This is a genomic window from Mesorhizobium sp. M5C.F.Cr.IN.023.01.1.1, assembly GCF_003997585.1.
GTDB lineage: Bacteria > Pseudomonadota > Alphaproteobacteria > Rhizobiales > Rhizobiaceae > Mesorhizobium > Mesorhizobium wenxiniae.
In genome coordinates this window covers 1-12,434 of sequence record NZ_RZSU01000063.1, presented here as the reverse complement: position 1 = coordinate 12,434, position 12,434 = coordinate 1, and the positions used below count along the sequence as shown (strand labels likewise).

Genomic DNA, 12,434 nt, shown 5'->3' with positions numbered 1-12,434 from the left:
GACGCCCGCACACTGAATCATTTCGAACCCGTCCCACCACGGGAATCGCCGGCGGTAATTCCCGCCGCGTGAATGCTTTTGCCTGAGGAGGCCATTTTGAGCGAATTCACGACCCGCTGGCAGCTGCGGCTGCTGGCCGCGCAACACGACCTGGTCGATGCCTGCGGCGGCATTGCCCGCGTCATGGAAAAGACCGGATATTCGAAGGGCCAGGTCGGGCGCTGGAATGGCGGCATCGACCGCGACCTGATGTCGCTCGGCGTCGTGCTGACGCTGGAAGAGGATTGCGGCCGGCCTTTCGTCACCGCCGTGATGGCCGAATTCCATGGCCGCACGCTGACCGATGCCTCCGACAATGGCAGCCGCGTCGCGCATCTCGAGGAGCAGGTGGCCGGGCTGGTCGAACAGGCCGGCCGGCTGGTGGTCGAAACCGTCAAGGCTCGCGCCGATGGCATCGTGACGCCGAACGAAGCGACGATCCTGCGCGGCATCAGCTCGAAGATTTCCGGCCTCACCGCCGCGATCGACGACGCGCTTGCCAGAGTGCAGGCCGCCGGCGGGCTCAAGGTGGTGGGCGGCGAATGAGGACCGTGCTCGACATGATCGCCGGGCGCGATGCGCCGCTGGCTGCCGGCAGTAACGGCATGGGCCGCTTGCTGGCCGACCTCGACACCCATCAGTGCCGGTTCCCGCTGCGCGGCGAAGGTGTCGCCACGCGCTTCTGCGCCGCGCAAGTGTCCGAATCCGAATGGCTGCCCGGCGCTCCCGGTCGCTGCTACTGCCGATTTCACCGCCGCTTGACCGAAGGGCGCGGCACCGAAGTCGAGCGCGGCGCGCCGCGCGTGCTGGAAAGGCTGGCCTGATGTTCGAGCCGGCCGAGCGCAAGCAGTTCGCCATCCAGGTGTCGCCGAAGGTCTATGAAGCGGTGGCCAAGCGCGCCCGCGAGCAGGACCTGTCGCCGACCGGGCTGGCCAAGCTGCTGTTCGAGGCGGCGTTTGCCGCGCGCATCGGCCAGGAGCGCGGCGCGCCCGTCGACGATGCCGAACTGGACCGCCAGGTGACGCTGGTTTTCGCCTGCGCCGGTCATGGTGACGTCGCCGCGATCAAGAAAGCGACAGGCGTGGCCGAGGCGACCATTGAACGAATCCTGAAAGCCTGGCGCAAAACAGGGGCGAAAGCATGATCCACTCCCTTCCGGCCGCCTGCGCAGTTGGCCTTGCCATAGGCGGCATGGCGCTCGGCATTGTTGTGATCTGCGCCAACGAGGCATGGCCGCACGACGCAAAGCCAACCGCCGCCAAGTTGCAGGGCTGGGCTTATCCGTTCTCCTGCTGCTCCGGCTACGACTGCCGCGAGGTGCCGGATGCCGACATCGTCGAGGGCGCGCGCGGCTATGAGATCCGCCGCACAGGCGAACTAATCAACATGTCCGATCCGAAGATCAGGCGGAGCCCAGACGGCAAGTTCCACTGGTGCTCTGTCGCCGGCGCCAATGACGGCAAGACCATCTGCCTGTTCGTGCCGCCGCGGGGGTTTTGATGGGCGCGTTTCATCGGGCAGAAAGCATCGATCCGGCCGAGGCCCTTTACCGGTTTTCGGTGCGGTGCGACCGCGCCATGAACGCCAGGATCGAGGCGGCAGCACGCAAGGCCGGCATCAGCGTTACAGCCTTCGTGCAGCGCCATTTCGAGAGCATCCTCGATGCCCGGCCGAATGCGCCGAAGCTGGCCACGTTCGACGCGGCGGCGTTCGATGCGGTCGCGTTCAGCAAGTCCCATAACCTCTCGCTGATGGCGGCGAAGCTGTGGTGCGCGCTTCGCGTCCATGCCGACGAAACCGGCCAGGTGCAGCGCTTCCAGACGCTGCTTGCCGAGGACATCGGCTGCGATCACGCCTCGACCGGTCGCCTGGCCAAAACGCTGATCGATGCCGGCCTGCTGGAGACGGTGCGCAAAGGCAAGATGGGCGTCGGTGCAACTTATCGCGTCATTGGCGAGGGCTCTGAGCGATGAACCTGCCGCTGAAAGACCGCCTGGCGCTGGCTTCCGTGACCCTCGATTTCCTCGCCAAGATCATGCGCGGCGAGGACGACGACGTCTTGGTGCGAAGCCTCGTCCACGACGTCGAATGGATTGGCAACCGCGTGCGTGATCGGCTGAAGGCCGAAGAGATCCCATCAATCTTGAAAGGACCGCGCGATGAGCAAGCGTGAGGCATCGACGATCGGCCGCAACACTGTTTCCGGCCGGCAATTGCAGGATTTTGTCGAGCGGATCGAACGTGTCCGCGAGGCCAAAAAGCAACTCAACGAAGATGAGAAGCTGATTTTCGCCGAGTTGAAGGCCGCTGGCTTCACCCCGGCCCGGGTGCGCGATGTCATCAAACGGCGCGCCGCCAAGCCGGCGGACGTTGAGGAAGCCGAGGCCCAGCTCGACATGTACTTGCACGCGCTCGGCATGGCGACCGAAACGCCGCTGTTCCGATCTGTCGGGCAGATGAGCGTCGATCTGGCGGCGCGCGACGAGGTGATCGCGGCGTTCAAGCTGCTGGTGCCAACCGAGGGCGAAATCATCGTCAAGGTCGGCGCCCAGGCCGTTCGCCTGTACCGCGACAAGAACGGCGAAGCGCAGGCCGAAGACGTTGTCGAGAGGCCGAAGCCGGCATCGAAGGCGGCATCGCAGATGCCGGAGCGGCCGAAGCGGGATGTGCCTGATGTCGATGCGGCTGGCGCCAAGGATCTTGGCCGCGTTGCTTATCGCGAAAATCAGCCGATCACGTCCAACCCGTTCCCATGGGACGACAAGCGCCGCAGCGAATTCGACGCCGGTTGGCGCGAAGCGTCCGGAACCGACGGAATGGGGCCGAGCGAATAGATGTTCGCGATCTCCGGCGGCTCAACCAAATTGTCGGACTTCGGGGAAATTCTTCACCCCGAGCAGGCCAGCGAGCCGATCCTCGCCAAAGCCGTTCGTTCGGCGCTTCTGGAATGGCTGACCGAGATATGGGCGGCGGAAGACCTACTGGCCGTCGACCTGAAGCCGCGCAAGCGCGCCTTGTTCCATGGCGCGCCGGGCACAGGCAAGACGACTCTCGCTCATCACCTGGCCGCCCGTCTTGGCCTGCCGCTGCTGCTGGTCAGGCCGGAGCGGATTCAGGCGCAATATATGGGTGCCAGCGCGCAAGCCATCGGCCGGCTGTTCGATGCCGTTCGCGCTGCGCCCGAACCGATCTTCTTGTTCTTTGATGAATTCGACAGCCTAGCAGCAACCCGCCTGACCGGTGCGAGCACGGCCGCTCTCGATCACAATCATACGATCAACACGCTGCTGGCGAACTTCGACGCCTTCGACGGGTTTGTCGTGGCCGCCACGAACATGGGCAGTGGGCTCGACCCGGCGATCTGGCGGCGTTTCGAAATTCAGATCGAACTGGCATTGCCAGGCGACCATGAGCGCCAGCGTATCATCGAGCGCTACATGGCACCTTTCGTGCTGCCGAAGGCTTCGCTCGCCGCATTGTCGAGGGCGATGGAAACCGCATCACCAGCGCTGATGCGGTCCTTTGCCGAGAACATCAAACGTCAGATCGTGGTCGGGCCGAAGGCCGGCTGGGTGATGAACCGGGACGCGGTGATTTCCCGTGTCATCGAAACGGTGAAGCCGCACCCGGATCTCGGGCTGCCGCGGCTGTGGTCTGTCGGCGTCGCCGATCATGCCGTGTCGCAATTTCCATGGCCGCTGGAGAAGGACATCGCTGCCTATCCGGCAGAACGAGCTCCAGTTGCCGGTGGTGAAATCGTCCCCCTCAACCGGAGGGGCTCATGAGCAACAACACCCTGCGAGGAAAATGTGTCGACTGCGGCCACGTCTGGGTGGTCGCGCATCTGCCGATGGAACTTTCCAAAGCGGCTCAACTCGCCAAGCGGGCAGCCTGCCCGAAGTGCGGAGCGACAAAGGGGATCAGGGTCGCAACGGCGGAAGATGAGGCGCAGGCATGAACGCGCTTCCCGGCACATTCGATGCCTCCGGCCTGCAACAGGTGGTCGAGCGGGCGCGCGCATTGCTCGACGACGGCGACGTTGCCGCGGCGCGCATGCTGGCCGCCGGTGTCTACGACCAAGCTAAGGCGGGTGCGGCGTTCGCGGCACGCTTCGGCGCCGCCGAGCGGCTGGTGAAGAAAGCGCGTCAGCTGCAGGGCGATGCGCTACTGATCGAGGCGCGAGCAAAGGTGCGGCTGGCCGACGAATACGACGCCGCACAGGCCAGCGGCGAAGCGTCGAAGGGCAGGCCGAAAAGTCGGGAAGACGGGAAGACTTTCACCCAGGAAGAGGCTGGCCTAACCGCCAAGGAAGTACACGAAGCGCGAAAACTGCGCGATGCCGAAAAACGCACGCCCGGCATCGTCGAGCGCGTAATCGAGGCGAGACTGGCCGCCGGGCTGGAGCCGAGCCGCGCCAACCTGCGCGCCGCCGTCGGCACCGACAGCGCGACCGCCGCCGAGCGCGGCAATAATCTTTACGAGACGCCGCCGGAAGCGGTGCACACGTTGCTGGCGCTCGAAGACTTCCAATCCGATATCTGGGAGCCGGCCTGCGGTCGCGGCGCAATCTCTCGGTTGTTGGAATCAGCCGGCTACCGCGTCGAACTTTCGGACCTGGTCGACTACGGCACGTCGGACGGTGATGGCGTGGTGCAAAGGGTTCAGGATTTTCTCACTTCGGCAGCGCATCCTGACCGGCCGTCCATCATCACCAACCCGCCCTATGGGGCAGCGCTCAATCCGTTTGTGGCGCATGCCCTGCGCGTGCACCGTCCGGGAAAGTTGGCGCTGCTGCTGAACCTCAATTTTCTCTGCGGCTTCGACGATCCCGACCGCAATTTCGCGATGGATGAGAACACGCCGGCGCGCGTCCACATCTTCACGCGCCGCCTGCCGATGATGCATCGCGACGGCTGGGACGGCAACGAAGCGTCGAGCCGGATGAACACCGCCTGGTTCGTCTGGGAGATGAACGGCGACGGCGAGTATGCCGGGCCGATGATCGCCAATCGCGTCGACTGGAAAGACTATCAGCCAGACAAGGCGGTGCCGGCATGAACCTGCGCACTCTCAAAAAACTGTCTAAGCGCGCCGCGCCGCTGCTGCCGCTGCTCGGAGACATGCGTAAGCAGTTCCGCGCCGCACGCGACGGCAACTACATCGGCGGCAGCGTGATCATGGACCGCAAGCACTGGGAGCGTGGCCGCTCGGTGCACGGAGAGTGCGTCCGCCAGTTCGAGATCAAGTGGCTAGCGCGCGACGGCGGTGGCTGGATCTGGATGATCGCGCCCGACCATCCCCGCAAAGGCACCATAATGGTCGGCGAAACCAGCGGTTACTACGAACCGGAATGGGACGAGGAGTGCGCCTGGTCGGCGCTGGAAAATTTAGTTCGCTGCCACTTCACTGACTGGCATCCGGACCATGAAGGCACGCCAAAGCTACTTCGCCCGCTGGGTACCGCGCGCGAGATCCTGCGCGCCGCGCGCGACATGGCGGTTGAACTGGCGGTGCCGGCATGAGCCCGTCTTGCCTCTCCGCTCTGAAATGGCTGCGCAACCGCAATGGCGACGGCGTCTTCGACCGCAACCAGGTGCTTGTCGCCGGCGGCGAGCGTGCGCCGGTCATGCGCTCGACCTGGAACAAGCTGCAGGCCGCCGAGCTGGTCGAATTCTACATGGAGCGGCGGCACCTGCGCGTCACCCAGGCCGGCTATCTCGTTGATCTCTCGCGTGTCGAGGAATCGGCATGACCTTGCCCGTCAGCTTCCCCGACGATCCCTATCTCGATTTCCTGCGCGGCAAGATGCAACTGGCCAAGGCAGACGGCTTCGACGTCGCGCTAGAGGATGTCAACCCGGCTGGGGCCCCGCATTGCCGGGCAATCGTGCGCTGGGCGCTGAGGGGCGGCAGCCGCGCCATCTTCGCATCGTTCGGCCTGCACAAGACATTCATGCAGATCGAGCTCATGCGCCTGGTCGGGCGGTTCGCGCCGGGCCTGCGGCTGATCGTCATCCCGCTCGGTGTGCGCCACGAATTCTTCGACGAGGTGAAAGAGCGGTTCTCCGGCGACTGCGCCGTCGAGCTGAAGTTCATTCGCTCCGACGCCGAGATCGATGGCGAAGACGTTATCTACTTGACCAATTACGAAAGCGTGCTCGCCGGCAAGATCGACGTGTCGCGTTTCGTCGCAGCCGCGCTCGACGAGGCGGCTGTGCTGCGCGGCTACGGGACAAAGACGTTCCAGACCTTCCTGCCGCTGTTCAAATCGGTACGCTTCAAGTTCGTCGCCACCGCGACGCCTTCGCCGAACCGCACCAAGGAGCTGATCCATTATGCCGGCTTCCTCGGCGTGATGGACACCGGCCAGGCGCTAACCCGCTTCTTCCAGCGCAATTCGGAGAAGGCCGGCGACCTGACGCTCTTCCCGCACAAGGAAGATGAATTCTGGCTGTGGGTGCACAGCTGGGCGGTGTTTTTGCAGACGCCGTCCGACCTCGGTTTTCCCGACGAAGGCTATGTGCTTCCGCCGGTGACGGTGAACTGGCACGAGGTGCCGATCGACCATTCGACGGCGGGCTATGACCGCGACGGGCAGGGCCTGCTGATCCGCAATGCCGCGCTCGGCGTGGTGCAGGCGAGCGCCGCCAAGCGCGACAGCCTGGCGGCGCGCATAGCCAAGATGTCGGAACTGATTGCCGAGGATCCGGAAGCACACGCGATCCTCTGGCACGATCTCGAGGATGAGCGCCGGGCGATCGAGGCGGCAGTGCCTGGCGTGCGCTCGATCTACGGCACTCAGGGCCTGGACCCGAACGAGACGAACGCGGTCGCCTTCAAGGAAGGAAAGTTCCGCTATCTCGCCACCAAGCCGGAAATGTCGGGCGCCGGAAATAATTTCCAAAAACATTGCCACTGGGCGATCTTCGTCGGCGTCGGCTTCAAGTTTCACGACTTCATTCAAGCTGTTCACCGGATCGTGCGTTTTGGGCAGGCGCATGAGTGCCGCATCGACATCATCTTCTCGGAAGCCGAGCGCGAGGTGCGCCGCAACCTCGAAGGCAAATGGGCCGAACACGAAAAGCTGATGGCGCGCATGGCCGAGATCATCCGCCGCTATGGGCTGGACGGCCTGCCGCTCGACGACGTGCTGCAGCGCTCGATCGGCGTGGCGCGGCGCGAGGAGCGCGGCGAAAGCTTCGTCATCGCGCACAATGATGCGGTGCTCGAGGCGCGGCAGACGGAAAGCGCCAGCGTCGGCGAGATCATCACCTCGATCCCGTTCGCCAACCACTACGAATATACGGCCAGCTACAATGATTTCGGCCATACCGACGACAACGGCCACTTCTGGGCGCAGATGGACTTTCTGACGCCCGAGCTGCTGCGGATCCTGAAGCCGGGCCGGCTGGCCTGCATCCATGTCAAGGACCGGGTGCTGTTCGGCTCCGTGACCGGCGAAGGCGTGCCAACCGTCTCGCCGTTCCATGCCGAGGCGATCTTCCACTACCTCAAGCACGGTTTTCAGTTCGTCGGCATGATCACCATCGCCACCGACGTGGTGAAGGAAAACAACCAGACCTACCGGCTGACCTATTCCGAGATGATGAAGGACGCCACCAAGATGGGCGTCGGCTGTCCGGAATATGTGCTGCTGTTCCGCCGGCCGCAGAGCGACCTTTCGCGCGGCTATGCCGACGATCCTGTGGTGCACGACAAGCCGCTGGTGATCGCGCCTGATGGTTCGCATGAGCGCTGGAGCGACGGTGATCGTCGGCCGCAGGTGCCGGCCAGCGGCTACACGCTGGCGCGCTGGCAGCTCGACGCGCACGCCTTCTGGCCGTCCTCCGGCGACCGGCTTCTGACCACCGACGAGCTGGTGCGGCTCGGCCCAAAACCGCTGCGCGCGCTGTTCCAGAAGGTTTCCGAAGAGGCGGTCTACGATTTCGAGATGCATGTGAAGCTCGGCGAGGAGCTGGCCGCGCGCGACAGCCTGTCGAAAACCTACATGACGCTCGATCCGCCGTCGAAGCATGAGGCGATCTGGACTGACGTCGTGCGCATGCTGACGCTGAACGGCGAGCAGGCGTTCAAGAATCTGGAAAAGCATGTCTGCCCGCTGCAGTTCGACATCGTCGACCGGCTGATCGACCGCTACTCGAACAAGGGCGACATCGTCTACGACCCGTTCGGCGGGCTGATGACGGTGCCTTACCGGGCGATCCTGAAGGGCCGGCGCGGGCAGGCCTCCGAGCTTTCCGCCACCTACTTCCATGACGGCGCTCACTACTGCCGCAAGGCCGAAGCGCAGATGGCCGTGCCGACCATGTTCGACATGATGGGCATCGGCGACGAGCTGGAGGCGGCGGAATGACGCGCGTTGGCGGCTCTCTTTATACGTTTTCCGGCAAGCGCTTCTGGCCGCTGGACCCCATGCCAGATGAACTGGTGATCGAGGACATTGCGCACGCATTGTCTTTGCAATGCCGCTATGGCGGCCACTGTGTGCGCTTCTACAGCGTGGCCGAGCACAGCGTGCACCTGGCCCGCCATGTCTCGCCGCCCAATCGCCTGTGGGCGCTGCTGCACGATGCGTCGGAAGCCTATCTGGCCGACGTGCCCCGCCCGGTGAAATCGCACCTGACTGGCTACCGCGATGCCGAAGCCGGCGTCATGGCTGCCGTCGTGGCGCGCTACGGGCTGGCATGCACCATGCCAGACGAGGTGCATCAGGCTGACAATCGCATCATCGGTGATGAGATGCGCCAGAACATGCATGAGGTCGATCCGGCCTATGGCCAGCCGCTCGGTATCACCTTGCGCTTTTGGACGCCGGAGCAGGCCGAGTGCGAGTTCCTCGGCGAGTTTGCGAGGCTCACCGCATGACCCTGCCGGTGCCGTCCTTCTCTCCTGCCATGCTCCGGCTGTTCCTGCATGCCCGTTGCCGCCATGCGCACTTTTCGCACCTGGCCGAGGGCTCGCCGAGCGGAGCGCGCAAAAGCCCGGCGAAGCGTGAACTGGACCGCCTGCGCAAGCTCGCCGGCATCACGAACAACGACATGCATTCGGCATGGATGGGCTGGCTACCGACGCCTGAAACGCGCGTGCGGGTCTGGGCGGTGTTTGGCCATTTCCCGACCGACTTCGGCATCACACTGACCCATGGAGGCCAAGACAATGGCTGACATCGCCTTCGACAGGTTCGCTGCCGCCTTTCAGGCACGGCTCGACGAACTGCACTACTCACTGCGCATCGCCGAGGAGAAATGGCCGGACACCGACCGCGCCATGCTGTCTCGCGCCGTCAACGGCAAGACGCTGTCGGCTGGCAACTACCTGCTGCTTTGCAACTATGCCGGCCTTGATCCCTACACCTGGTTCGAGCCGAGACCGCACCGCCGTGTGACACTGAAAAGCATTCGCGAACAGTTGGTTACAGCACCTGTCACCCGTGAAACAGAGGGCATCCGATGAGCGATTCCATGTTGCCCATCCTGCGTCAATTGCACGATGCTGACGGCGATCGGGCGCGCGCTGACACGCTGCTCCGTATGCCGGATTCGGTGATGCTGAAGTATCACCAAGTCATCGACGCCGCTTGCCGCAGGGTCGGTTTCGAGGCCGGCTCGAACTTCCTTGCCTTGCGCGTTTCGCTGGCGCTGGCGGTGCGCGACGGCGCTGGCCTGCCGCCGCCCGATCTCGCTGCAAGTGCCGAACTGTTCCGCGTCGGCCTCGCCGAATTTGCCACCCGAGCCGCAACATGAGCGCACTCGGCAAAAACGTGGACCCTTTGGCGCGTGCATTGGCGCCGGTGGTGAGGGAAATGCTGATCGCCGAGGTCGAGCGCCTCGCTGCGGCGATGCCTGTGGCAAAGCCAAAGCCTGCCAGCAAGGCCGATGACGACATCATGGAGGCGTGCCGCCAGGTCGCCAACGCCGCCGACAGGCTGGCGCAGGCAAAGTTCGGTGTGGGCGAGATCGCCGCGCGCAAGTCGCTGGAGCGGGCGGCGACGCTCTTATGCCGCGCCATGCGCAAGCACGGGCGCATGCCATGACCTTCGACCTCTTCGGCCACGACACGATGCAACGCGACGCCACCTTCCACGGTGACGACCGCCTCACGCTGACGCGTGCCTGGGGACCGGGGCCGAAGGCGTGCTTCATCGGCTGCAATCCATCGAGGGCCGGCAAGAAGGTCGATGATCCGACTTGCCTGTGGTGGACGGCATGGTCACAACTCTTCGGCTTCGGCCGCTACGTAGCGGTGAACATGTATCCGTTCGTGACCAGCAGCCCGGCCGAATGCCGCAAGATGGCGGATTGGGAAAACAACGGCTATGCCCGCGATGCGCTGCTGCACAACCTTGAAATCGTTGTGAGGGAGGCAAAGGCCGCCGACATCGTCATAGCCTGCTGGGGCGCCATCGCGTGGGACGACACGTGGGTCGATCATGTCGTCGAGGCGATCCAGTCCGGCGTAGCGCCTTGGCCTGATCTCTTCTGCTTCGGCAAGACCGCGAGCGGCGCACCAAAGCATCCGATGGCGCGTGGCGTCCACCGCATACCGCGTGATCAGAAGCCCATCCTTTGGAGGGCTGCAGCATGAACGCTGTCGCGCTCTCTCCCGATGCCGCTCGCCTGCGCGCCATCCGCGCGGCTCTGGCGGCGATCGAGCCGGCGGTGTGGACGCGCGTGCACGGTGCCGAAGGCGCTTACGTCGAATCGCGCGGCGAGATGGGCGAGCTGTTCGTTCTCGCGCGCTTCGAAGAGGCGACGATCGACGAGATCGCCTTCGTCACCGACGCGCCGGACACGGTGCGATTTCTGTTGCGGCTGCTCGATGCCGCCTTCCGCGAAGTTCGCCAATTGCGCGGCCTGCCGGAACCGCGCCGGGCCGATCAGCAACGTGGCGAGCCTATGGCGCGGGATGTGAAAAACTTCGCCGCCGAATGCGCGATGAAGTGTCAGGACGCGGCCTTCAAGGTGTTCCTGCATCGGGTTCACGGGCTGGAAAAGCCGCTGACCGATGAGCGCGTGGCGCAAAAGGTGCGCTCGCTGCTCGGCGTGCAATCGCGAAAAGAACTCAACAATGGCGGGCGGGCAAGCAAGGCGTGGATAGCGCTGCGCGGTGCCTTCGACGCATGGCGCAAGGCGGAACGATGAACGCATTCTCTCTCGATAACCGCATGACGATCGTGCTGTTCGCCGGCATGGGTGGTGGCTGCGATGGGCTGGAACAAGCCGGCTTCCATGTCCATGTCGCGATCAATCATGATCCGGTCGCGGTTGCTGTTCATGAGAAGCGTCATCCCCATACGAAGCACCTGCGCTGTGACGTGTTCGAGGCCGACCCGCGCAAGGTCACGAATGGGCGCGGTGTTCGCGTCCTGCATGCTTCGCCCGACTGCACGCATTTCTCGGTCGCCAAGGGGTCGAAGCCGGTCAGCAAGCGTCGGCGCTCGCTGGCGTGGGTGATCTGCCGCTGGGCCGGCACCGTGCGACCCGAAACGATCACCATGGAGAACGTCCAGGAGATAACGACATGGGGCCCGCTGGTCGCCAAGCGCGACCCGGCAACCGGGCGAGTGATGCGGCTCGACGGCTCGGTGGCGGCCAAGGGCGAGCGCGTGCCGATCGCTGAGCAATGGCTGATCCCGGATCCTCGCCACAAGGGCCGCATCTGGCGCGCCTGGCTGAAGCATCTGCGCGGGCTCGGATACAATTTCGAGCACCGTGTTCTGGTCTGCGCCGACTATGGCGTGCCGACCATCCGCAAGCGTTTCTTCGGCGTCGCCCAGGCTGATAGCCGTCCCGTGGTTTGGCCGGTGCGCACGCATGCACCGCGCAAGGATGCCAAGCGGCTCGGCCTGAAACCATGGGTCGGCGCGCATACGATCATCGACTGGTCGCTGCCGGTCAAATCGATCTTCGGTCGCAAGAAGCCGCTGGCGGAAGCCACGCTTCGGCGTACCGCTCGCGGTGTCATGCGCTACGTCGTCGATGCCGCAAAGCCGTTCATCGTGCCGATCACGCATTCGGGGGGTGATCGCGTTCATGATGCCGGCGAGCCGCTGCGGATGCTGACCACGGCCCACCGCGGCGAACTGTCCGTGGTGGCGCCGGCATTGATCCGCACCGACCAGCAGAGCGCTGCGGCTCGCAACGGCGTCCATTCGGCCGAAGAGCCGGTGAACACGATGCATACGTCGTCCGGCATGGCGTTGCTTGGCGCCACCATCGTCGGCGCCGGCGGCCGGGCGGCGCAGTCAGCCCCACGCGACCTCGAGGAGCCGCTTGGGACGACGACGGGCAAGGAAGATCGCGTGCCTGTCGCCGCGCACATGTCGAAGTTCAACCAGAACGGCGACGGCTACATGCCGACCGAGCCGTTGGATAC

The 12,434-nt window shown here is 64.6% G+C and carries 21 protein-coding genes; all 21 read left to right on the top strand.

Annotated elements, in window-relative coordinates; translation table 11 throughout:
* The first annotated feature begins 96 nt into the window (after positions 1–96).
* Positions 97–585 (top strand): hypothetical protein, encoded by a 489-nt coding sequence (locus tag EOA78_RS22755; protein WP_127317073.1) that lies wholly within the window; start codon positions 97–99, stop codon positions 583–585.
* Positions 582–863 (top strand): hypothetical protein, encoded by a 282-nt coding sequence (locus EOA78_RS22750; RefSeq protein WP_127317072.1) that lies wholly within the window; start codon positions 582–584, stop codon positions 861–863. The genes EOA78_RS22755 and EOA78_RS22750 overlap by 4 nt, the downstream gene beginning before the upstream one ends.
* Positions 863–1,183: a hypothetical protein gene (locus EOA78_RS22745; RefSeq protein ID WP_127317071.1), complete on the top strand. Its 321-nt coding sequence runs from the start codon at positions 863–865 to the stop codon at positions 1,181–1,183. Before EOA78_RS22750 ends, EOA78_RS22745 begins: the two co-directional genes overlap by 1 nt.
* The gene (locus EOA78_RS22740) at positions 1,180–1,539 is read left to right on the top strand and encodes a hypothetical protein (protein ID WP_245477664.1); all 360 of its coding nucleotides are present in this window, start codon (positions 1,180–1,182) and stop codon (positions 1,537–1,539) included. The genes EOA78_RS22745 and EOA78_RS22740 overlap by 4 nt, the downstream gene beginning before the upstream one ends.
* A complete protein-coding gene (locus EOA78_RS22735) occupies positions 1,539–2,012 on the top strand; it encodes a hypothetical protein (RefSeq protein ID WP_127317070.1) in 474 nt (157 codons plus the stop codon). The genes EOA78_RS22740 and EOA78_RS22735 overlap by 1 nt, the downstream gene beginning before the upstream one ends.
* A complete protein-coding gene (locus tag EOA78_RS22730; RefSeq protein ID WP_127317069.1) occupies positions 2,009–2,212 on the top strand; it encodes a hypothetical protein in 204 nt (67 codons plus the stop codon). The genes EOA78_RS22735 and EOA78_RS22730 overlap by 4 nt, the downstream gene beginning before the upstream one ends.
* Entirely contained in the window at positions 2,199–2,873 is a 675-nt protein-coding gene (locus tag EOA78_RS22725; protein ID WP_127317068.1) for a DUF2312 domain-containing protein, read from the top strand. The genes EOA78_RS22730 and EOA78_RS22725 overlap by 14 nt, the downstream gene beginning before the upstream one ends.
* Entirely contained in the window at positions 2,874–3,824 is a 951-nt protein-coding gene (locus EOA78_RS22720; RefSeq protein ID WP_127317067.1) for an ATP-binding protein, read from the top strand.
* A complete protein-coding gene (locus tag EOA78_RS36120; protein ID WP_164783884.1) occupies positions 3,821–3,997 on the top strand; it encodes a hypothetical protein in 177 nt (58 codons plus the stop codon). The genes EOA78_RS22720 and EOA78_RS36120 overlap by 4 nt, the downstream gene beginning before the upstream one ends.
* A complete protein-coding gene (locus EOA78_RS22715) occupies positions 3,994–5,097 on the top strand; it encodes an SAM-dependent methyltransferase (RefSeq protein ID WP_127317066.1) in 1,104 nt (367 codons plus the stop codon). Before EOA78_RS36120 ends, EOA78_RS22715 begins: the two co-directional genes overlap by 4 nt.
* Complete coding sequence (locus tag EOA78_RS22710) at positions 5,094–5,561, top strand: hypothetical protein (RefSeq protein WP_127317065.1); 468 nt, start codon at positions 5,094–5,096, stop codon at positions 5,559–5,561. Before EOA78_RS22715 ends, EOA78_RS22710 begins: the two co-directional genes overlap by 4 nt.
* Positions 5,558–5,791 carry a hypothetical protein gene (locus EOA78_RS22705; protein WP_127317064.1) on the top strand — a complete coding sequence of 78 codons (234 nt, stop codon included), beginning with the start codon at positions 5,558–5,560 and terminating at the stop codon, positions 5,789–5,791. Before EOA78_RS22710 ends, EOA78_RS22705 begins: the two co-directional genes overlap by 4 nt.
* On the top strand, positions 5,788–8,412 hold the full coding sequence (locus EOA78_RS22700; RefSeq protein WP_127317063.1) for a DNA methyltransferase: 2,625 nt from the start codon (positions 5,788–5,790) through the stop codon (positions 8,410–8,412). Before EOA78_RS22705 ends, EOA78_RS22700 begins: the two co-directional genes overlap by 4 nt.
* Positions 8,409–8,924 carry a hypothetical protein gene (locus tag EOA78_RS22695; protein WP_127317062.1) on the top strand — a complete coding sequence of 172 codons (516 nt, stop codon included), beginning with the start codon at positions 8,409–8,411 and terminating at the stop codon, positions 8,922–8,924. The genes EOA78_RS22700 and EOA78_RS22695 overlap by 4 nt, the downstream gene beginning before the upstream one ends.
* Positions 8,921–9,223, top strand: coding sequence for a hypothetical protein (locus tag EOA78_RS22690; protein ID WP_127317061.1), 303 nt, complete (start codon positions 8,921–8,923; stop codon positions 9,221–9,223). Before EOA78_RS22695 ends, EOA78_RS22690 begins: the two co-directional genes overlap by 4 nt.
* Entirely contained in the window at positions 9,216–9,512 is a 297-nt protein-coding gene (locus EOA78_RS22685; RefSeq protein ID WP_127317060.1) for a hypothetical protein, read from the top strand. The genes EOA78_RS22690 and EOA78_RS22685 overlap by 8 nt, the downstream gene beginning before the upstream one ends.
* On the top strand, positions 9,509–9,802 hold the full coding sequence (locus EOA78_RS22680; protein ID WP_127317059.1) for a hypothetical protein: 294 nt from the start codon (positions 9,509–9,511) through the stop codon (positions 9,800–9,802). The genes EOA78_RS22685 and EOA78_RS22680 overlap by 4 nt, the downstream gene beginning before the upstream one ends.
* Positions 9,799–10,092 carry a hypothetical protein gene (locus EOA78_RS22675; RefSeq protein WP_127317058.1) on the top strand — a complete coding sequence of 98 codons (294 nt, stop codon included), beginning with the start codon at positions 9,799–9,801 and terminating at the stop codon, positions 10,090–10,092. Before EOA78_RS22680 ends, EOA78_RS22675 begins: the two co-directional genes overlap by 4 nt.
* Positions 10,089–10,643: a DUF1643 domain-containing protein gene (locus EOA78_RS22670; protein ID WP_127317057.1), complete on the top strand. Its 555-nt coding sequence runs from the start codon at positions 10,089–10,091 to the stop codon at positions 10,641–10,643. The genes EOA78_RS22675 and EOA78_RS22670 overlap by 4 nt, the downstream gene beginning before the upstream one ends.
* A complete protein-coding gene (locus EOA78_RS22665; protein WP_127317056.1) occupies positions 10,640–11,200 on the top strand; it encodes a hypothetical protein in 561 nt (186 codons plus the stop codon). Before EOA78_RS22670 ends, EOA78_RS22665 begins: the two co-directional genes overlap by 4 nt.
* Positions 11,197–12,434 (top strand): DNA cytosine methyltransferase (locus EOA78_RS22660; RefSeq protein ID WP_245477662.1); only part of this gene is annotated, 1,238 nt, incomplete at its 3' end. The genes EOA78_RS22665 and EOA78_RS22660, both read left to right, overlap by 4 nt.